This window comes from Cupriavidus sp. AU9028 (assembly GCF_019795295.1).
Lineage (GTDB): Bacteria > Pseudomonadota > Gammaproteobacteria > Burkholderiales > Burkholderiaceae > Cupriavidus.
On record NZ_JAIMCG010000012.1, the window covers coordinates 54460 to 74938 of the forward strand.

Annotated in this window: 16 protein-coding genes and 1 tRNA gene; 5 read left to right on the top strand and 12 right to left on the bottom strand. The window is 68.2% G+C overall.

Annotation, left to right across the window (positions count from 1 at the left end; genetic code table 11):
- Positions 1 to 277 precede the first annotated feature (277 nt).
- The 3 genes from K6V06_RS14135 to K6V06_RS14145 are packed head-to-tail and all read right to left on the bottom strand — an operon-like array spanning position 278 to position 5488.
- Complete coding sequence (locus tag K6V06_RS14135) at positions 278 to 3493, bottom strand: efflux RND transporter permease subunit (RefSeq protein WP_222244383.1); 3216 nt, start codon at positions 3491 to 3493, stop codon at positions 278 to 280.
- 16 nt (positions 3494 to 3509) lie between these two features.
- Positions 3510 to 4649, bottom strand: coding sequence for an efflux RND transporter periplasmic adaptor subunit (locus K6V06_RS14140; RefSeq protein WP_255581854.1), 1140 nt, complete (start codon positions 4647 to 4649; stop codon positions 3510 to 3512).
- A complete protein-coding gene (locus K6V06_RS14145; protein WP_222244570.1) occupies positions 4646 to 5488 on the bottom strand; it encodes a TetR/AcrR family transcriptional regulator in 843 nt (280 codons plus the stop codon). Before K6V06_RS14145 ends, K6V06_RS14140 begins: the two co-directional genes overlap by 4 nt.
- A gap of 435 nt (positions 5489 to 5923) precedes the next feature.
- Between K6V06_RS14145 and K6V06_RS14150 the strand changes: the two genes are divergently transcribed.
- The 3 genes from K6V06_RS14150 to K6V06_RS14160 all read left to right on the top strand — a co-directional run bounded on the left by K6V06_RS14150 (position 5924) and on the right by K6V06_RS14160 (position 7878).
- The gene (locus tag K6V06_RS14150; protein ID WP_222244385.1) at positions 5924 to 6202 is read left to right on the top strand and encodes a YkgJ family cysteine cluster protein; all 279 of its coding nucleotides are present in this window, start codon (positions 5924 to 5926) and stop codon (positions 6200 to 6202) included.
- A 58-nt stretch (positions 6203 to 6260) separates the two neighbouring features.
- Positions 6261 to 6833, top strand: coding sequence for a DUF1439 domain-containing protein (locus K6V06_RS14155; protein WP_222244387.1), 573 nt, complete (start codon positions 6261 to 6263; stop codon positions 6831 to 6833).
- A 163-nt stretch (positions 6834 to 6996) separates the two neighbouring features.
- A complete protein-coding gene (locus K6V06_RS14160; protein WP_222244389.1) occupies positions 6997 to 7878 on the top strand; it encodes an undecaprenyl-diphosphate phosphatase in 882 nt (293 codons plus the stop codon).
- Between the two features lie 163 nt (positions 7879 to 8041).
- On the opposite strand, the gene trmB is transcribed toward K6V06_RS14160, so the two are convergent.
- The 3 genes from trmB to K6V06_RS14175 all read right to left on the bottom strand — a co-directional run bounded on the left by trmB (position 8042) and on the right by K6V06_RS14175 (position 9965).
- Positions 8042 to 8836, bottom strand: a complete 795-nt coding sequence (gene trmB, locus K6V06_RS14165) for a tRNA (guanosine(46)-N7)-methyltransferase TrmB (RefSeq protein ID WP_222244391.1) — start codon at positions 8834 to 8836, stop codon at positions 8042 to 8044.
- A 237-nt stretch (positions 8837 to 9073) separates the two neighbouring features.
- Positions 9074 to 9520 carry an SRPBCC family protein gene (locus K6V06_RS14170; protein WP_222244393.1) on the bottom strand — a complete coding sequence of 149 codons (447 nt, stop codon included), beginning with the start codon at positions 9518 to 9520 and terminating at the stop codon, positions 9074 to 9076.
- 10 nt (positions 9521 to 9530) lie between these two features.
- A complete protein-coding gene (locus tag K6V06_RS14175; RefSeq protein WP_222244395.1) occupies positions 9531 to 9965 on the bottom strand; it encodes a VOC family protein in 435 nt (144 codons plus the stop codon).
- Between the two features lie 209 nt (positions 9966 to 10174).
- On the opposite strand from K6V06_RS14175, the gene K6V06_RS14180 reads away from it, so the two are divergent.
- Positions 10175 to 10813, top strand: a complete 639-nt coding sequence (locus K6V06_RS14180) for a LysE family translocator (protein WP_370637472.1) — start codon at positions 10175 to 10177, stop codon at positions 10811 to 10813.
- A gap of 27 nt (positions 10814 to 10840) precedes the next feature.
- On the opposite strand, the gene K6V06_RS14185 is transcribed toward K6V06_RS14180, so the two are convergent.
- The 5 genes from K6V06_RS14185 to ubiD all read right to left on the bottom strand — a co-directional run bounded on the left by K6V06_RS14185 (position 10841) and on the right by ubiD (position 17354).
- A tRNA-Gly gene (locus K6V06_RS14185) sits at positions 10841 to 10915 on the bottom strand.
- Between the two features lie 58 nt (positions 10916 to 10973).
- Positions 10974 to 11930 (bottom strand): aldose epimerase, encoded by a 957-nt coding sequence (locus tag K6V06_RS14190; RefSeq protein ID WP_222244399.1) that lies wholly within the window; start codon positions 11928 to 11930, stop codon positions 10974 to 10976.
- 176 nt (positions 11931 to 12106) lie between these two features.
- Positions 12107 to 14131 (bottom strand): acetoacetate--CoA ligase, encoded by a 2025-nt coding sequence (locus tag K6V06_RS14195; RefSeq protein WP_222244401.1) that lies wholly within the window; start codon positions 14129 to 14131, stop codon positions 12107 to 12109.
- Positions 14132 to 14218: 87 nt separating this feature from the next.
- On the bottom strand, positions 14219 to 15700 hold the full coding sequence (locus tag K6V06_RS14200) for an NAD-dependent succinate-semialdehyde dehydrogenase (RefSeq protein WP_222244403.1): 1482 nt from the start codon (positions 15698 to 15700) through the stop codon (positions 14219 to 14221).
- A gap of 124 nt (positions 15701 to 15824) precedes the next feature.
- Positions 15825 to 17354 (bottom strand): 4-hydroxy-3-polyprenylbenzoate decarboxylase, encoded by a 1530-nt coding sequence (gene ubiD / locus K6V06_RS14205; RefSeq protein WP_222244405.1) that lies wholly within the window; start codon positions 17352 to 17354, stop codon positions 15825 to 15827.
- A 638-nt stretch (positions 17355 to 17992) separates the two neighbouring features.
- Between ubiD and K6V06_RS14210 the strand changes: the two genes are divergently transcribed.
- On the top strand, positions 17993 to 19135 hold the full coding sequence (locus tag K6V06_RS14210; protein ID WP_222244407.1) for a lytic transglycosylase domain-containing protein: 1143 nt from the start codon (positions 17993 to 17995) through the stop codon (positions 19133 to 19135).
- A gap of 85 nt (positions 19136 to 19220) precedes the next feature.
- On the opposite strand, the gene K6V06_RS14215 is transcribed toward K6V06_RS14210, so the two are convergent.
- Positions 19221 to 20405: a pyridoxal phosphate-dependent aminotransferase gene (locus tag K6V06_RS14215; RefSeq protein WP_222244409.1), complete on the bottom strand. Its 1185-nt coding sequence runs from the start codon at positions 20403 to 20405 to the stop codon at positions 19221 to 19223.
- Positions 20406 to 20479: the final 74 nt, after the last annotated feature.

Below are 20479 nucleotides of genomic sequence, written 5' to 3' on the forward strand. Positions count from 1 at the left end.
GCAAGCGGGCGAGGGGAGCGAAACGGCGGCGCTGCGCGCCGAAGGCTCGGATGGCCCTCTCCCCCGGCCCCTCTCCCGCAAGCGGGCGAGGGGAGCGAAACGGCGGCGCTGCGCGCCGAAGGCTCGGATGGCCCTCTCCCCCGGCCCCTCTCCCGCAAGCGGGCGAGGGGAGCGAACCTCCAGCGCTTCCACTGCCATCGGTGTGCTCCCCTCTCCCACTTGTGGGAGAGGGGCGGGGGAGAGGGCATCGGGCGCTCGCCATCCCACCCAGCGACATTCACTCCGCCCCCGCCCCCCGGCTGCCCCACTCCTGCGCGCCCACTTCGTCCGCCGCGGCGGGCTGCGCAGCCCGCCCGGCCGCCTTCCCCGCCCACTTGCGCCGCAGCCAGGCCGCGAAGTCGTCCAGGTAGGTGTAGATCACCGGCACCACCACCAGCGTCAGTACCGACGAGGTGATGATGCCCCCGATCACCGTCTGTCCCATCGGCGCGCGCTGCTCCGCGCCCTCGCCGAGGCTGAAGGCCAGCGGCACCATGCCGAAGATCATCGCCAGCGTGGTCATCAGGATCGGCCGCAGCCGCACCCGGGCCGCCTCGACCAGCGCCGCCTCGCGCGCCATCGGCGCCTTGCCGTGCGCGCCGCGCCGGGCCTGGTTGGCGAAGTCCACCAGCAGGATCGCGTTCTTGGTCACAAGCCCCATCAGCATGATGAAGCCGATGATCGAGAACATGTTCAGCGTCGAGCCGAACAGCAGCAGGGCCGCGAACACGCCGATCAGGGTCAGCGGCAGCGAGGTCATGATCGCGACGGGCTGGAAGAAGCTGGCGAACTGCGAGGCCAGGATCATGTAGATGAAGATCACGGCCAGCGCCAGCGCCGACACCGCATAGCCGAACGACTCGTTCATCGACTTGGTCGAGCCGCCGAAGCGGTAGTGGTAGCCGGCCGGCCATGTCATGCCATCGAGCGCCCGCATGATGTCGCGCGCCACCTCGCCCTGCGAGCGGCCCGACGTGTTGGCGGTCAGCTCGACCTCGCGGTTCAGGTCGCGCCGGCTGATCTGGTTCGCGCCGGTGGTCGGCACCAGTTCCGCGATCTGCCGCAGCGGCACCATCTTCGGCGAGCCGTCGGCGTTGGTCTGCGTGCTGGCGATCATCAGCCCGTTCAGGTCGGCCATGCCGGTGCGCGCATCCTTGGGCAGGCGCACGCGCACGTCGTAATTCTCGTCGTCGGGCGCGCGCCAGCTGCTGATCGCGTCGCCAGCCAGCAACGGCCGCAGCGCATTGCCGATCTGCACGATGCCCACGCCCAGGTCCGAGGCCAGTTCGCGGCGGATCCGCACTTCGACGGTGGGGCGATCGTCCTTCATGCTGGTATCCAGGTCGACCAGCCCGGGAATCGCCCGCATCCGGCGCGCGGCTTCTTCGGAGAGCCGCTTGAGTTCGCCCAGGTCGTCGCCCTGCACCGACACCTGGATGGCCTTCTGCCCGCCCGCGCCGTCGGGCATGCCGACCATCGTCAGGGTAATGCCGGCAATGCGCGCGACGCGCTCGCGGATCAGCGGATTGAGCTGCGCCGTGGTGCGCTCGCGCTCGCGCCGATCCACCAGCCGCACCGACACCAGCGCGTTGTTGCGGCCCGAGGTATTGCCCGCGTTGATCGTCGCGTAGGTGTACGCGACCTCGGGGAATTCCTTCAGCGCTGCCTCCACCTGGCGCACCTTCGACTCGGTCACTTCCAGCGCGGTGCCCACCGGCGTATGGAAGCCGACCTGCGTCTCGCCCAGGTCTGCATTCGGCACGAACTCCGTGCCGATCAGCGGCACCAGCGCAAAGCTGCCGAAGAAGGTCGCCACGGCGATGATGGCCGTCGCCAGACGGTGCTTCAGCGCCCAGCCCAGCATCGAGCCGTAGCCGTGGCCCAGCGCATCCATTCGCGCGGAGAACCAGTCCAGCAGCCGCCCCACGGTGCGTCCGTACCAGCTGCGCTTGTTGCCCGTGCCGTGCAGGTCCGGGTCGTGCCAGACCGACGAGAGCATCGGGTCCAGCGTGAAGGACACGAACATCGAGATCAGCACCGCGGCCACCACGGTCACGCCGAACTGATGGAAGAAGCGGCCGATGATGCCGCCCATGAAGCCGACGGGCAGGAACACCGCGACGATCGAGAAGGTGGTGGCGAGCACCGCCAGCCCGATCTCCTCGGTGCCATCCAGCGCGGCACGGCGGTGATCCTTGCCCATCAGGTTGTGGCGCACGATGTTCTCGCGCACCACGATGGCATCGTCGATCAGCAGGCCGACGCACAACGACAGCGCCATCAGCGTGATCATGTTCAGTGTGAAGCCGAACAGGTACATCACGCCGAAGGTGCCGATCAGCGCGATCGGCAGCGTGAGGCCGGTGATCACCGTGCTGCGCCAGGAGCCGAGGAACAGGAAGACGATCGCCACGGTAAGGAAGGCGCCTTCCAGCAGGGTCGAGCGCACCTCGTCCACGCTGCGCCGGATGCCGCGCGCGTTGTCGTTGATGACGGTCAGCTGCACGCCGTCGGGCACCAGCTTGCGCACCTCGTCGGTCATGCGCACCAGCCCGTCGACGGTATCGACGGTGTTCTGGCCCTGTTCCTTGACCACCGACAGGAACAGCGCGCGCTCGCCATTGAGCAGCGCCAGGCTCTCCTGCTCCTGCTCGCCGTCCAGCACCTCGGCGACCTGGTCCAGCGTGACTGGCTGGCCGCCGCGGCGCGCCACGATGATCTGGCGGAACGCCGCGGCATCGCGCACCCGGCCCTTGATCTGCACCACCGTATCGGTGGCGGTGGAGCGCAGCTCGCCCGCCGGCAGTTCCTGGTTCTCGGCGCGGATTGCGTCCATCACCTGCTGCACGCCGATGCCCAGCGCCTCCAGTTGCGCGGGTCGGATGCGCACTTCGATCTCGCGCTTGGTGCCGCCGACGATGGTGATGGCACCCACGCCGCGCACCGTCTCCAGCCGCTTGCGCACGATCTGGTCCGCGATGGTGGTCAGTTCGCGCTGGCTGCGCGCCGAACCCGGTGCGTTGGATACCGACAGGTGGAAGATCGGCGCCTCGGAGGGGTCGTAGCGCAGCACACGCGGCTCTTCGACCTCGTCGCGAAACTGCGGCCGGATCAGCGCGATCTTGTCGCGCACGTCCTGCGCGGCGCGGCCCACGTCGACCGTCAGGTCGAACTGCACCACCACCACCGAGGAGCCCTGGTACGAGTGCGAGAAGATCTCGTCGATGCCCGAGATCGTATTGACGATCTCCTCGACCTTGCGCGTGACGTCGGACTCGACCGATTCCGGCGGGGCGCCGGGATACTCGGTCTGCACCACCACGATGGGAAAGGTGATGTCGGGGAACTGGTCCACCGACAGCCGGTTGTACGAGAACAGCCCGATGACGACGAAGGCCATCATCATCATGGTGGCCAGCACCGGGTTGTGGATCGACAGTCGGGTGAACCACATGGCAGCCGCTCCTCGTTCAGGCCTTGACCAGCCGCACCTGGCTGCCCACGCGCAAGGTGCCCAGGTTGGTTCGCACCACCTGCGCGCCGGCCGGCAGGCCACCGGCGATCTCGACCCAGCCCGCCGACTCGTCGCGCACGCCGACGGTGACTTCGCGCTGCTTCAGCACGCCATCCTCGATGCTGTAGACGAAGGCGCGCTCGCCTTCGTAGCGCACCGCCGTGACAGGGACCGCCAGCGCGCCGTTGCGTTGGCCCAGCACCAGCCCGCCGCGGGCGAACATGCCGGCGCGCAGCCGCCCCTCGGGGTTGTCGATGCGGACATAGACCATGATGCTGCGCGTACCCTCGGTCACCGCCGGGTTGATGCGCACCAGCTTGCCCTCGAACTGCCCGGCGCCCTCGACTTCCAGCTGCACAGACTGGCCAATCGTCACGCGGCCGACATCGCCCATCGGCACCGGCGCCTCCAGTTCGAGCGTGCGCAGATCGACCACCTGCAGCAGCGGCGAGTCCGGCGACACCTTCTCGCCGGGCTGGACCGAGCGCACCGCCACCATGCCGTCCAGCGGCGACTTCACCACCGTATCGGCGAGCGACTTGCGCACGACCGCGAGGCCGGCTTCCGCGGCGTCCAGGTTGGCCTTGGCCACGTCCAGCTCCGACTGGAACTTGTCGAAGGCGGTGCCGGAGATGAAGCCGCGTTCCACCAGGCTGCGGTTGCGCTCGAACGTCTGCCGCGCGTTCTCGTACTGGCCCCGTGCGGCCAGCATCTGCCCGCGGGCCTGCGCCGCGCGGGCTTCGTATTCCGTCGCCTCGATGCGGACCACCACCTGGCCCGCGCGCACCGCCTCGCCCTCGCGCACCAGCACCTCGCGCACCTCGCCGGCCACCTTGGCGCCAATGGCGGCCTGGTTCAGCGCGCGCAGGCCGCCGGAGAGCGGCAGCAGCACCTGCAGATCGCGCGGCGCCGCGGCGACGACTTCGGATTGCAGCAGTTCGATCAGCGTGGCTTGCGCCGGCTGGTTTGCCGCGCTCGCGGCGGAAGCGCTCGCGGGTTGCTTCGCGCCGCCGCCGCGCACGGCCAGCATCGCGCCGGCCAGCACCAGCAGCGCCAGCAAGGAGAGGAAAAGGGTACGCTTGCGCGGAATCTTCATGATCGCGAAGGAGAGGCGGAAGGGGAGGCCGCAGCGGAGGCCGAAGCGGAGGCGCTTGTGGACTCGCAGCCGTCCGCGGATTGCTGCATCGACTGCTGCTGCATCTCGTCGCGGATCTGCTCCCAGATCCATGGCCCGGACTGCGGCGGCAGCGGAACGTCGCGCGCGCCGCCGGTCGTCAGGCCGAACAGCAGCACCTGCAGCAGATTGTCCAGGAACGCTTCGGGGTCGATGTCGTCATAGGCAAAGGCGCCGAAAGCGCGCTGCCACAGCATCAGGAAGACCAGCGGCGCGCAGATCAGCGTGGTGGTCGGGTTGGCCGGCAGCGCACGGAACTCGCCGCGCGCCACGCCGCGCTGCAGCACGCGGGCAAACAGCTCGTCGCCGGGAATCATCACCTCCTCGTTGTAGAAGCGGGCGATCTCCGGAAAATTGGCCGACTCGGCCATGATGAGCTTGGTCAGCCCCGCCACCGGCGTGGCACCGATCAATCCCCACCATCCGCGCAGCAGTTCGCGCAGCAGCTCCGGGGTCGAGCCCTCGTAGCTGTCCACCAGATCGGTGCCGCGCTTGAGCGCCGGCACCAGGTTCTCGCGCACCACCGACTGGAACAGTTCCTTCTTGTTGGCGAAGTAGAGATAGACCGTGCCCTTGGATACCCCGGCGGCAGCGGCGACATCCTCCAGCCGCGTCGCGGCATAGCCGCGCTCGACGAACAGTTCCAGCGCCGCGGCCACCAGCTCCTGGGGCCGTGCCGACTTGCGGCGCGACCAGCGGCGCCCGGCGCTACCGTTGGCGGCGTCGCCGTCTTCGTGGGCGGGGGCGGAATCGTCGGCGATATCATGCCGACCAGCGGAGGAGGGACTCACGGCGGGCAAAGCGGGAACTCGGTTCGACAACGGCGGCCGGGGAACGGGTTGGGGGAAAGGGAAAAGCGGTCCGGGATCGGCCCGGACGCTCGCTGCGGACCGATCGAGGCACGCGGCGGGGGAATGGCGAGCGCAGCGGATGCGATGCTGGTCTGCCGTCCGCGCCGGCGATTCCCCTTGGTCGGTAAAATCAGGCGGTAAAATAAATAACCGATCGGTCAGTAATGTAGTAGAGCGGCAAATACCGGTCAAGCCGGGGGCGATTCGATATGGCAGGTGATTCTAATGCCATATTTATGCCGATTTCGCGTCACGGTTGCGGTCACCTTCCTTTCAATGTGTAACTTCCCTTCGCGCCACTGCGCGCGGCACCGACACTGCGGCGTGCCGTGGTGAACCAAGCTGATGCCCTGCCAATCTGACGTAACTTGCCGCCCGGGGTGCGGCGCCTGCTGTATCGCGCCGTCGATCACCTCGCCGCTGCCCGGCATGCCCGAGGGCAAGCCCGCTGGCGTGCCGTGTGCGCAGCTGCTGCCCGATATGCGCTGTGCCGTGTTCGGACGGCCCGAGCGGCCGGCCTTCTGCGGCGGACTGCGGCCCTCGGCCGAGATGTGCGGCGGCTCGCGCGAAGCGGCGATCCACTGGCTGGCTCGGCTGGAGGCCGCTACCGCGCCGCAGGCCTGACGACCGAACGGGGCGGGGCAATGCAGCAGATGGAATCAAACCGGAGATCCGAATCACCATGGCGACGATGAACCGTCGACGCTGGCTGGCCGCGTGCGGCAAGGCCACCGTCGCAGCCGCGCTGGCGGCCACGCTGGCCAGCTGCGGGCTGGTCGGCAACGAATACACCTTCTCGCAGAGCCAGCTGCAGGCGGCGCTCGAGCGCAAGTTTCCGTTCAGCCAGCGCTACATGCAGCTGTTCGACGTCCAGCTGACCAATCCGCAGCTGGTGCTCGATTCCCAGCGCAATCGCGTCAGCATCAGCTTCGACGCCCGGCTGGACAACCAGCTTTTCTTCAGCCAGCCGATGACCGGCCGCTTCGCGCTGGACAGCGGACTGCGCTATGACTCGCCGAGCCGCTCGCTGGTGCTGCAGGACCCGGAAGTGCGCCAGTTCGATGTGGCGGGCATGCCGGCGCAGTTCTCGCGCCAGCTCAACGCGCTGGGCGGCATCCTTGCCGAACAGCTGCTGCAGGACTATCCGCTCTATACCTTCAAGCCCGACGAGCTGCGGCTCGGCGGCCGACAGGTCGAGCCCGGTACAATCACGGTCCTGCCGGACGGCATCAACGTCAAGATCAACCGGCCCTGATGGCCCCAGCGGCCCTGGCGGCGCCGGACTCCGGCGCGCGCGTCATTGGCCGAAGGCGCCGCGGCGCGCGTTGCCGCGCCAGCGCCGCGCCCGTCGTCTTTCCCGGCCGGCCGTGTTCCGGCCGTTGTTTCTTCCTGACCCCAACTCGCCATTCCTTCAACGCATGGATATCGCCATTGCCTTCAAAGCCTTGATCCTCGGCATCGTCGAGGGGCTGACCGAATTTCTGCCGATCTCCAGCACCGGGCACCTGATCCTCGCCGGCGAACTGCTGGATTTCAACGACAACAAGGGCAAGGTGTTCGAGATCGTCATCCAGTTCGGGGCGATCCTCGCAGTCTGCTGGGAGTTCCGCCGCCGCATCACCGATGTCGTCGGCGGCCTCGCCACCGAGCCGCGCGCGCAGCGCTTTGCGCTCAATGTCATCGTCGCCACCGCCCCCGCCATCGTGCTGGCGTTCCTGCTCGGCGGCTATATCAAGGCCCACCTGTTCAACCCGATCACCGTCGCCACCGCGTTCATCGTCGGCGGGCTGGTGATCCTGCTGGCCGAATGGAAGGAAAGCCGGCGCGGGCAGGTCTCGCATCCGCAGGGCAACGCCTTGCTGGAAGCGGCCAAGGCGGCCGCCCCGCGCATCGAATCGGTCGACGACATGACCTGGCGCGACGCGCTGAAGGTCGGCGTGGCGCAGTGTTTCGCGCTGGTGCCAGGCACCTCCCGCTCTGGCGCCACCATCATCGGCGGCATGCTGTTCGGCCTGTCGCGGCAGGTCGCCACCGAGTTCTCGTTCTTCCTGGCAATCCCGGTGATCTTCGGCGCCAGCGTCTACGAGCTGTACAAGGCGCGCTCGGTGCTATCCGCCGACGACATCGGCGTGTTCGCGATCGGCTTCCTTTTCGCTTTCCTGTCGGCGTTCCTGTGCGTGCGCTGGCTGCTGCGTTTCGTCGCCACGCACGATTTCCGGCCGTTCGCCTGGTACCGGATCGTGTTCGGGGTGCTGGTGCTGGCCACCGCGCAGATGGGGCTGGTGGCCTGGCACGCGTAAGGGGCGCTAGCGCGGGGCTGCTTGCCCTCTCCCCCGGCCCCTCTCCCGCAAGCGGGCGAGGGGAGCACACCGGCAGGGCGTCGATCGCCAATGGTTTGCTCCCCTCTCCCGCCCAGCGGGAGAGGGGCCGGGGGAGGGCAGCCCTGGCAGCCCGGAAAGCCCGTCAGCCCCCCGCTCCCTCCCGCTTGCGAAACACCACATCCCACACCCCATGCCCGAGCCGCAGTCCGCGGCGCTCGAACTTGGTGACCGGGCGATAGTCCGGCCGCGGCGCAAAGCCGCCGTCCGCCGCGCTGCCCGTGTTGACCAGCGCCGGCTCGCCCGACAGCACCTCGACCATCTGGTGCGCATACTCTTCCCAGTCGGTGGCGCAATGGAAATAGCCGCCGGGTTTGAGCCGGCTCGCCAGCAGCTTGACCAGCGGCGGCTGCACCAGCCGGCGCTTGTTGTGGCGCTTCTTGTGCCAGGGGTCCGGGAAGAAGATATGGACGCCGTCCAGGCAGTCCTCGGTCAGCATGTGCGCGATGACCTCGACCGCATCGTGCTGCAGGATGCGGATATTGCCGATGTCGCGCTCGCCGATCAGCTTGAGCAGCGCGCCCACGCCCGGCTCGTGCACCTCGCAGCCCAGGAAGTTGTCGTGCGGGCGCAGCTGCGCGATATGCGCGGTGGTCTCGCCCATGCCGAAGCCGATCTCGAGGATCGTCGGCGCCTCGCGGCCGAAGGCCGCCGCCAGGTCCAGCGGCTGCGGCGTGTAGGGCAGCACGAAGCGTGGTCCCAGTTCGTCGATCGCGCGCTGCTGCCCGGTGGAGGTGCGGCCGGCGCGGCGCACGAAGGAACGGATGCGGCGCGGATGGGCGACGTCGTCCGGCGCCGCGGAATTTTCGGAGGCGGGGGAATCGGCGGAAATGGCGGAATCCACCGGCGGGATCGGGGAGATCGGTTCGTCAGGAAGCATGGCAACAAAAAAGCCGCCGAGGCAGACCACCGGTGGGTGGTGGCTGGGCGGCTAACGGATCGGCTAGCGGATCAGTATCGGATCCAATATCGAATATCGAATCGAGGATCGGATCGCGGATTGGATCGGGCAGGCCGGATGGCTTGCCCGCCTGCGCAGCGAATTCTACCCCAATGGTGGCAGTTGCCCGTTGCAGGCGCCCGCCGCCGGCGAGCCATGGAAGAACCGCCTTGCGGTTCACCCCGCGGGAATCTCCGGCTCGACCACCCTCGCCAGCAGCTCCAGCGACTGCTGCCAGCCCAGCCGGCATGCATCGGGCGGAATGGCATCCGGCAGCCCGGTCTGCTCGACGTGCAGTTCGGTGCCGCTCGAGACCGCCCGCAGCTCGAAGGTCGTCAGCATTTCCCCGGGAAGATTGGCATCGTCGAAGCGGTCCGTGACGACGATCCGTTCGTTGGGCACCAGTTCGCGATACTCGCCGCCGAAGCTGTGCGTCTGGCCGCCGGAGAAGTTGGTGAACGACATCCGGTAGCGGCCGCCCACGCGCGCGTCCAGCTCGTGGACGGTGGCCGTGAAGCCGTCCGGCGCGTTCCATTTGGCGATGGCGGCCGGGTCCAGCAGGGCGCGATAGACCCGCTCCGCGGGCGCGCGAAAAACCCGGACCAGGGTGAGGTTGTAGGGCATGGGAACTCCTTCAAGCCTGCGCCGCCGGTTCGGGCGACACCATCACCATCCACTGCACGCCAAAGCGGTCGAACAGCTGCCCATAACAGGGCGAAAAGAAGGTCGCGCCCGGTGGCATCACCACGCGCCCGCCATCGGCAAGCTTGTCGAACACGCTGCGGACCTGCTCCTCCGACTCGTATTGCAGCGTCAAACTGAAGCCACTGAAGCCGCTGCGCTGGCCCGGCACGTCGTCGCTGAGCATCACGCGCTGGCCGTCCAGCAGGAAGCTGGCATGCATCAGCTTCTGCGGTCCGCCCGGCGGGATGTACTCGGCAGGCACCGGCTCGGGACTGTCCGAATAGCGCATCCGCGACTCGACCTGCGCGCCCAGCGCCTGTTGATAGAAGTCCAGGGCCTCCTCGGCCCGTCCGTCGAAGAACAGCAGATAGGGTTCGATCTTCATTGATGTCTCCTGTGCCTGGGTTGTCACTGCGGCGACGCGGGCGGGCAGACGCGCCGATGCGCCAGACGCTACTCTAGGACGGATCGGCGGGCTTGCGCAGGGCGGGGGAGGGACACCCATCACAAGTGGGATGGGCCGTTGCGGCACTGGACCGACTGCACCCGGTGAAGTAGATTGGAATGCACTTGCCAGAAAACAGGAGAAGGGCCGTGGTTCCGTTCGACGATTGGTTGCTTTTTGCTGGCGCAGCGTTGCTGATGGTCCTGACCCCCGGCCCGAACATGGTCTACCTGATCTCGCGCTCGATCTGCCAGGGCAAGCGGGCCGGCGTGGTGTCGCTGCTTGGCGTCATTGCCGGCTTCCTCGTGCACATGTTCGCCGCCGCCGCCGGCCTGACCGCGCTGTTCCTGGCCATCCCGTTCGCATACCTGGTGCTCAAGTGGGCCGGGGCGGCCTACCTGCTGTATCTGGCATGGCAGGCGGTCAAGCCCGGGGCGCGCTCGCCCTTCGAGGCGCGCGCCTTGCCTGTCGATCCGCCGGGACGCCTGTTTCTGATGGGCTTCGTCACCAATCTGCTGAACCCGAAGATCGCCGTCTTCTATCTGTCGATCTTTCCCCAGTTCGTCACGCCGGAACATGGCTCGGTGTTCGCGCAGAGCATCCAGCTGGGCATCACGCAGATCGTGGTCAGTTTCTCCGTCAATCTGGCGATCGCGCTGTCGGCCGGCACGCTGGCCGCATGGTTTGCGCGCAGCCCGCGCTGGCTGGCCGCGCAGCGGTATCTGATGGGAACGGTGCTGGCTGCGCTGGCCGTGAAGATGGCACTGGAGCCGAGACGGGCTGCCTGAGCAGCGAGGGAGGGGACTACGGAAGACTGGAGCGGGCGATGGGAATCGAACCCACGTCTTTAGCTTGGGAAGCTAAGGTAATAGCCATTATACGACGCCCGCGGATGCCGGATTCTATGCGCGAACCGCCGCGCAAGGCAAGCGCGGCGCCTCGGAACGGTCAGTCGATGCGAACGCCGATCCGGCACGCCGCCCGCACGCTGTTCCCGGGCGCCACTCGCAACGCTTCTCCCCGATGCACCCCGTCCGGCAGCCCCAGCCACGGCTCGACGCAATAGTGGTCGGCCTGCTCGTGTTCTGCCCAGGTCGTCATCGCATGCCAGGCCAGCGCGTCCGGGGTCTTCGGCGCCAGGTCGAACGCCAGCGTCAGGGCAGGGCGAGCGCCGGCCGCCGGGATGGAAAGCGCAGGCCCGCGGCCATTGCCCGCAAGCCGGTGGAAGGTGTCCTGCAGGCGCGGATCGTCCAGTGCATACACGGACTCGCCCGCTTCCGCTTCGGTCAGTCCGCCATCCGCGCGCTGGCGTAGCCGCTCGGCGGGCGGCATGGCGAGGCGGCACTGGCTGCGCAACGCCGCCGGCACGGCAAAGTAGAAATGATGGCCGGCCTGGAAGGGCAGGGGTGTGTCGCCCAGGTTGTGCACCTCGAACACCGCCTCCAGCCCGTCTGGCAGCAACCGATAGCCGACCTCGAAGCGAAAGGCGAAGGGGTAGGCCTCCCGCGTTGCAGCGCTGTCCGCCAGCGACATCGTGATGCTCCCCGTGGGGTCGAGCGTGGCGACCTCGAACGGCAGGTCGCGGGCAAAGCCGTGCTGCGGCATGGCGTGCACCTTGCCGAGCGGATCGCGCCAGCGGCCGGCTTCGCCGTCGACGAAATGACGGCCGATCAGCGGGAACAGCAGGGGATTGCCGCCACGGATCTTCGCCGGGCGCGTCCAGTCGGCCGGATCGGGCCAGTGCAGCAGATCGATGCCCCGATGGACCCAACGTACCAGCCGGCCGCCGGCCTGCGGCGCCAGCAGCAGCATGTTGCGCTCGTCGCCGAGGCGCACGAGTGGCTGCTGCTGGAAGCGGACCGTGGCACGGTGCAGGTCGTCGGCACTGGGGCGGGGGGCGGACATGGGCGGGCTCCGTATGGCAAGGCAAGCTGCATCTTACCCAGTCCGTCGCACGCGCTGCGCGTGGCAGCCCACAGAAGGACGGGCGGTTCCGCCACCGCCGCGTCGGATCGCAAGCGAAACAGGCCGAGGGACGATGCCGCTTCGGCACTGCCGCCCTCCGGCCCCGCTCCCACGCCTCAGGCCGCGTCGGCGCTGGCCCGCTCGCCGAGATACTGGCGCGCGTAGGCGAAGTACCAGGCCAGCGTCTCCGGATTGGCCATCGCATCCGGATTGGCGATGCGCTCGGGGTCGTGCCCGAGCAGCAATTTCTTGATGGGCACTTCCATCTTCTTGCCCGACAGCGTGCGCGGCACGCCGGGCACCTGCAGGATCGCGTCGGGCACGTGCCGGGGCGAGAGCGCCTCCCGTATCCGCGCCCGCATCGTGTCGATCAACGCGGGCGACAGCTCGGTGCCGTCGCGCAGCACCACGAACAGGGCCATGTACGATGGCCGGCCCAGGTATTCCAGGTCGACGACGAGGCTGTCGAGCACCTCGGGCAGGTCCTCGACCACCCGATACAGTTCGCTGGTGCCCATCCGCACGCCCTGCCGATTGATGGTCGCGTCGGAGCGTCCGTAGATCACCGCGCCGCCGCGCGGGGTGATGCGGATCCAGTCGCCGTGCCGCCAGACGCCCGGATAGACGTCGAAATAGCTGTCGCGGTAGCGCTTGCCGTCCTCGTCGCCCCACAGGTAGAGCGGCATCGACGGCATCGGTTCGGTGCAGACGAGTTCGCCGACCTGATCGATCAGCGGCTGCCCCGCCTCGTCGAACGCCTCGACCCTGGCGCCGAGGCAGCGGCACTGCATCTCGCCCGCATGCACCGGCAGCAGCGGGCAGCCGGCGACGAACGAACCGGCGAAATCGGTGCCGCCCGACATCGGCGCCAGCCAGATATCCTCGCGCACCGTGCGATAGACCCAGTCGTAGGCTTCGGGCGGCAGCGGCGAACCGGTCGACCCCAGGGCCCGCAGCCGGCTCAGGTCGGCCTCGCGCGCGGGCACGATGCCGGCCTTGATCGCGGCCGAGAAGAAGGCCGCGCCGGCGCCGAACACGGTCACGCCGGCATCCTGCACGAAGCGCCACAGCACGCCCGCATCGGGCCAGCCCGGATTGCCGTCGTACAGCGCGATGGTGCTGCCCAGCAGCAGCCCGGCAACCTGCGCGTTCCACATGATCCAGCCGCTGCTGCTGTACCAGTGGAAGACATCGTCGGGCCCCAGGTCGTTGTGAAAGCCCATCAGCTTGAGCTGTTCGATGACGATGCCGCCGTGGCCGTGCACGATGGGTTTGGGCATGCCGGTGGTGCCCGACGAGTAGACGATCCACAGCGGATGGTCGAAGGGCACGCTGTCGATCGACAGCGGCGCCGGCCGGGCCAGCAGCGCGTCCCAGCGGTGGACCCGCAGCTTGCGGGCCGGGTCGTTACCCGTGTCGATCGCCGCGCCCAGCCGCGGCAGGATCACCAGGTCGGTCAGCGACGGCAGCGCCGCGGCCAGTTGGGCCACCACGCCGGAGCGGTCGTGCGCCTTGCCGCCGTAGCGATACCCGTCCACCACGATCAGCACCTTCGGCGCGATCTGCCGGAAGCGGTCCGCCACCGCGACCTGGCCCATGTCGGGCGCGCAGCCGGACCAGATCGCGCCGACCGCCGCGGTTGCGAGAAACGCCACCACGGTCTGCGGGATGTTGGGCAGGTAGCCGGCCACCCGGTCGCCGCGCTGCACGCCCATGCCGCGCAAGGCCTCTGCCAGCGCGCCGACCTGCTGCTCCAGTTCGTCCCAGCCGATCTGCGCCAGCGGCTGGTCCTCGCCGGCGTAGCGGATGGCGGCGCGCCGGCGCTGCTCGCCGGTGCCGGCGTGGCGGAACACCTGCTGCACATAGTTCAGCGTGGCGCCCTCGAACCAGCGCGCGCCGGGCATGGCGCGCGCGCCGAGCACGCGCTGCGCCGGCGTGTCGAAGCGCAGGTCGAAGTACTCGCGCACCGCGTCCCAGAACGCTTCGATGTCGCGGACCGACCAGTGCCACAGCGCGTCGTAGTCGGCAAAGTCCAGTCCGCGCGCATCGCGCAGCCATTGCATGAAGCCGGTCAGCCGCGCGCGTTCGCGTACCGCTTGCGGCGGGCTCCAGACCAGCTTGCCTTCCTCGATGGTGCTCATGTCTCCTCCTGCCCTCGTTCCGGGGCGTGATGGTGCAGCGCTATCGTGGTGGCCCGCGCCGCGCGGTGGCGGACGCGGATCGGGGGACTACATGCCGCCCAGGCACAGGTACTTCAGTTCCAGGTATTCATCGATGCCGTAGCGCGAGCCTTCGCGGCCCAGGCCGGACTGCTTGACCCCGCCGAAGGGGGCGACTTCATTGGAGATCAGCCCGGTGTTGATGCCGACCATGCCGTATTCGAGCTGCTCGGCCACGCGCCAGATGCGGCCGATGTCGCGGCTGTAGAAGTATGACGCCAGGCCGAACTCGGTGGCATTGGCCAGGTCCACGACTTCCTGCTCGTCGCGGAAACGGAACACGGCTGCCACGGGTCCGAAGGTCTCCTCGCGCGCAATCAGCATGTCCGGGGTGGCGTCGGCCAGCACGGTCGGGGCGACGAAGCGGTCCGAGCCGAGGCCGGGCACCAGTTCGCCGCCGGTCAGCACGCGCGCGCCGCGCGAGGTGGCATCGTCGATATGCTGGCGCACCTTGCGAACCGCGTCGTCGTCGATCAGCGGCCCCTGTGCCACCCCCGTCTCGAAGCCGTTGCCAACGCGCAGGGTCTTCGCCTGCTCGGCCAGCCTGGCGACGAAGGCGTCGTAGATCGACTCGTGTACGTAAAAGCGGTTGGTGCAGACGCAGGTCTGGCCGGCATTGCGATACTTCGACGCAATCGCGCCTTCGACCGCGGCGTCCAGGTCGGCGTCCTCGAACACGATGAAGGGGGCGTGGCCACCCAGTTCCAGCGCCACCTTCTTGACCGTCGGCGCGCACTGTTCCATCAGGATCCGGCCCACCGGGGTCGAACCGGTGAACGACAGATGGCGGACCACCGGCGAGGCGCACAGGGTCTTGCCGATCGCCACCGACTGGCCGGCATCGCCGGTAACGATGTTGAGCACGCCCGGCGGAATGCCGGCGCGCTGAGCCAGTTCGGCCATCGCCAGCGCGCTCAGCGGCGTCTGCTCGGCGGGCTTGATCACGATGGTGCAGCCGGCGGCCAGCGCGGGGGCGCACTTGCGCGTGATCATCGCGATCGGGAAGTTCCAGGGCGTGATCGACGCGCAGACGCCGATCGGCTGCTTGAGCACCACCATCCGCTTGTCGGACCAGGTGGAGGAGGGCACGTCGCCGCTGACGCGCTTGGCTTCCTCCGCGAACCACTCGATGAAGGAGGCGCCGTACACCACCTCGCCCCGGGCCTCGGCCAGCGGCTTGCCCTGCTCGGCGGTCATCAGCGCGGCCAGATCGTCGGCATGCTGCATCAGCAGGTCATACCAGCGGCGCATCAGGTTGGCGCGATCCTTGGCGGTACGGGCACGCCAGGCCGGCCAGGCGCGCTCGGCGGCGGCGATCGCGCGCTCGGTTTCCTCGGCGCCGAGGTTGGCCACCTGCACCAGCGTCTCCCCGGTGGCGGGATCGGTCACCGGGAAGCGGCCACCGCTGTCCGCGTCCACCCAGTTGCCATCGATATAGGACTGCTGGCGGATCAGGCCGCGGTCCTGAATCCGTTCAAGCGCTTGCGCCATGGTGATCTCCGGTCTGTGCTGAAATCCGATGACCAATGATAGCCGCTAGCGGCGGGGCGTGTCCGGCACCTCAGAGGTGGGGCGCAATCAGGAATGGGGGCGGCGTGCGGCCCTCTCGCCCAGCTCACCCCTTCCGCTCGAACAGCGTTTCCCACATCTGGTCGACCCGCGACTTGATGCCCGCCTCCATCTCGATCGGTCGCCCCCACTCGCGCGTGGTTTCGCCCGGCCACTTGTCGGTGGCGTCGATCCCCATCTTCGATCCCAGCCCGGACACCGGCGAGGCAAAGTCGAGGTAGTCGATGGGCGTGTTGTCGACCATCACGGTGTCACGGGTCGGATCGACCCGGGTGGTGATCGCCCAGATCACCTCCTTCCAGTCCCGCACGTCGACGTCGTCGTCCACCACCACGATGAACTTGGTGTACATGAACTGGCGCAGGAAGCTCCAGACGCCGAACATCACGCGCTTGGCATGGCCGGCGTACTGCTTCTTCATCCGCACCAGTGCCATCCGGTAGCTGCATCCTTCGGGCGGCAGATAGAAGTCGGTGATCTCCGGAAACTGCTTCTGCAGCAGCGGCACGAACACCTCGTTCAGCGCCACGCCGAGCACGGCCGGCTCATCGGGCGGCTTGCCGGTATAGGTGGAGTGATAGATCGGGTCGCGCCGCATGGTGATGCGGTCGATGGTGAAGACCGGGAACCAGTCCTGCTCGTTGTAATAGCCGGTATGGTCGCCGAACGGGCCTTCCAGCGCATGCTCGTAGCCGCTCGGGTGGTTCGGGTCGGGCTGGATATGGCCTTCGAGCACGATCTCCGCCGACGCCGGCACGCTCAGTTCCGCCAGCGTGGGCGTAATGCAGCTGGCCAGCGCCGTGCGGCTGCCGCGCAACAGGCCGGCGAACTGGTATTCGGAGAGCGTGTCGGGCACCGGCGTCACCGCCCCCAGCATCGTTGCCGGGTCGGCGCCCAGCGCCACGGCGATGGGGAAGGGCTTGCCCGGGTTGGCCAGCGCGTGCTCGCGGAAATCCAGCGCGCCGCCGCGATGGGCCAGCCAGCGCATGATCACCCGATTGTGGCCGATCACCTGCTGCCGGTAGATCCCCAGGTTCTGCCGCTTCTTGTGCGGGCCGCGCGTGACCACCAGCCCCCAGGTAATCAGCGGCGCCGCATCGCCGGGCCAGCACCACTGGATCGGCAACCGCGACAGATCGACGTCATTGCCTTCCCACACCACCTCCTGGCAGGCCGGCGCCGAGACGCGCCTGGGCGCCATGTCCCACACCGACTTGGCCAGCGTGAACAGCTTGCCCGCCTCGCGCAGCCCGCGCGGTGGCTCCGGCTCCTTCAGGACCGACAACACCCGGCCGATGTCGCGCAGGTCCGCCAGTGTTTCCGCGCCCATGCCCAGCGCGACCCTGCGTGGTGTCCCGAACAGATTGGCGAGGACCGGAATATCGAAAATCGCTTCAGCTCCTTGAACGCTTTCACGGGCGGGCCGCTCGAACAGCACTGCGGGGCCCTCGGCGCGCAGCAGGCGGTCGCAGATCTCGGTCATTTCGAGCCTGGGCGAGACGGGTTGCGCGACGCGCCTCAGTTCGCCCTGCCGTTCGAGTTGGCCGATGAAGTCGCGCAAGTCGTTGTATTTCATGTCAGATAGGCCCGGAAGCCACGGTGCAGCATGGCGCCTTCCCGTGGTTTGAGTGATTTTATGTGCTCTTTGACGGCAAGAAGCCGAAAAAAATTGCGCGCAAAGGTATCGCCAAATTGTAAGTATTTTTGGTGATCCGAAGGAGTCTTGCGGCGCAAGCATCCTCGACGCGGCGCGGGTTTCCGAGGAGATCGGGGACCGTGCGCCACCGGATACAACCGTGTTACATATTCCTTTTAGTTATTATCTCGCCAAACGTTATTCTTGACTAGGTATAAACCGCTTCATACAATCGCGTCTGCTCAAGGAAGTGCTGCATCGCAACAACGAAAACTTGACCTTGTCAAGCGCGAACATCGCGGCAGCTTCACCAGATCCATTCTCGGACCTCCTGTACGAAACGGTCCATCGGATCGCCACCGGCGCAGCCGGTGCGTCACGTTGAGTCTTCGCTGCAGAGCGAACTCCCCCAAGGGTTCCCTCTGTTAAATCGCTGGGCGCATGGGGAGCGCTCACCAACAACCGATGCCGGTCGCCTCTGCAAGGGCGGTGCGGTGTCCTTACTTAATACGTTGTCTGCGGACGGACGCGCCCGGGTTTTGCCCTGGCCGGCGTGGCGACAGCGGATGGAGGTAAGCATGAGTGGTTGGAAAACCCTTCATCTTCCCGGTGTCGGGCGGGCATTGCAGGTTCGCTTCCGTCAACCGGTCCCGGGTGTCCGGCGTGCGCTGCAAGTTCGCCTGGCCCACCCGGTCGCAGGCCGCGCCTTGCGCAGCGGCCGCGCCACGCTGAAGTTCGCGCTGAACAGTGCCGGTGTGCTGGCCATGGTCGCGGGCGTTTCGTTGACGGTCAGCCAGGAATGGCGGACGGCGTTCGCCGGCATGCTGGCGGGCGACGAGGCCCCGGCGGTGCTGCTCGAGGCCGCCACGGCGTCCGGTAGCGCCCTTGCATCGGCCGATACGGTACACGCCAGTGTCGACCCCGCTGCCAGCGGTCCGATCCCGGTCGCGGCCGGCGCCGTGCAGGCCGCCGCCCAGCCGGCCCGGCTCGGCACGGCGGGCCTGCCCAGCGTCTCCGGTGTCGACGAGTGGGCGCATACCAGCACCCAGACCAAGGTGCCGTCGGTCGCCCACCTCGCCGCCCGTATCCCGGCGCAGCGGGTTGCCCTTGAGGCGCGCTACAGCAACTCGCTGGACAGCGCCCGCGAGCAGGCCGTCGTCGCCGACTACATCGCCCGCAAGTACCGCGTGGCGGCGCAGGCGACCTCGCAACTGGTCAAGGCCGCCTATCTGACCGGCCGCGAGGTCGGCATCGATCCGCTGCTGATCCTGGGCGTGATCGCGATCGAGTCCAGCTTCAATCCGTTCGCGGAAAGCGGCATGGGCGCCCAGGGCCTGATGCAGGTGATGACCAAGGTCCACCAGGACAAGTACGAGCACGTCGGCGGCGTCGCCGCGGCGCTCAATCCGTACGCCAACATCAAGATCGGTGCGCTGGTGCTGAAGGACTGCATCGCCCGCGCCGGTTCGATCGAAGGCGGCCTGAAGTACTACGTCGGCGCGACCACCGCTACCGATGGCGGCTACGGCGCCAAGGTGCTGGCCGAGCGCTCGCGGCTGCGTCGCGTGCTGGGGCTGGGCGATGCGCCGGCCGCCGCGCCCGGCACGGCCCCCGAGCCGCTGCCGGGTCCGTCGTCGACCAAGACCCAGGCCGAGCACACGCCCGAAGCGGATGGCGTGGTCGATGTCGAGGCCGTGCCGCAGGTGCCGCGCAAGGCCTGACCGTTCGCTGTTGGCCCGAGCAGGCAAGAAAACACCGTCCCTCGGGACGGTGTTTTTCGTTGTGCCGCAGTTCGGCGGCTGCAGTTCAGCGGCCGAACAGCTTGGCGAGCCTGCCGATGGCGTCTTCGATATGCGCCATCGAGGTCGCGTACGAGATGCGAATGTGGCTGCTGGCGGTATGGGGGCCGAAATCCATGCCCGGCACCAGCACCACCCCCGCCTCCTGCAGGATCGCCTGCGTCAGCCGGTCGGCATCCCCGGCGGCAGGGTGGTTGACCTGCCGGCAGTCGGCATAGACGTAGAAGGCGCCGTCCGGTCTGACCGGCACCTGCAGCCCGACCGACTCCAGCGCCGGCACGATCCTGTCGCGGCGCTCGCGGAACTGCGCCTTGCGCTCGTCGTAGATGGACAGCGCCTCCGGCGTGAAGCAGGCCAGCGCGGCATGCTGCGCGACCGCCGAGGCGCAGATGAACAGGTTCTGCGCGACCTTCTCGAAGGCCGGCACCAGCGCGTCCGGCACCACCAGCCAGCCCAGGCGCCAGCCGGTCATGTTGAAGTACTTCGAGAAGCTGTTGACCGTGACGACATTGTCGTCGAGGCTGAGCGCGGACACCGGCGCGCCGTCATACGAGAGGCCCTGGTAGATCTCGTCGACGATGGCAAAGCCGTCGCGCTGCCGCACCTCGGCAAGAATCTGCCGCAGCTCCTCGGGCAGGATCGAGGTGCCGGTGGGGTTCGACGGGGAGGCCAGCAGCACGCCACGGGTCGCGTCGCCCCAATGCTCGCGGACCTGCGCGGCGCTCAGCTGGAAGCGCTGCTGCGGACCGCTCGGGATCATCTTCGCGTGGCCGTCGAAGGCGGCCACGAAATGCCGGTTGCAGGGATAGCTGGGATCGGGCATCAGCACTTCCGCGCCAATCTCGACCAGTACCGCGCACGCCAGCAGCAGCGCGCCCGAAGCCCCGGCGGTCACGATGACGCGCCGGGCCGGCACGTCGATGCCATACGCCGTGCGGTAATAGCCGGCGATCGCCTCCCGCAGCGGCTCGATGCCGAGCGCGCCGGTGTATTGCGTGACGCCCCGGCGCATCGCTTCGGCGGCGGCTCGCACCACCGGTTCGGCGGCGGTGAAGTCCGGCTCCCCGATGCCCATATGGATGATGCTGCGGCCCGCGCGCTCCAGTTCGGCGGCCTGCTTGGCCAGTTCCATCACGTGGAAGGGGCGGATGTTGGCGAGACGGGAGGCGGTGGCGAGTTGTTGCGGGTCCATGGTCGGTGCGAAAGGAGAAGCTGCGGCGGATGGCGAGTCCGGCCGCGGAAAAGCGAGCGCGGGAATGAAAACAC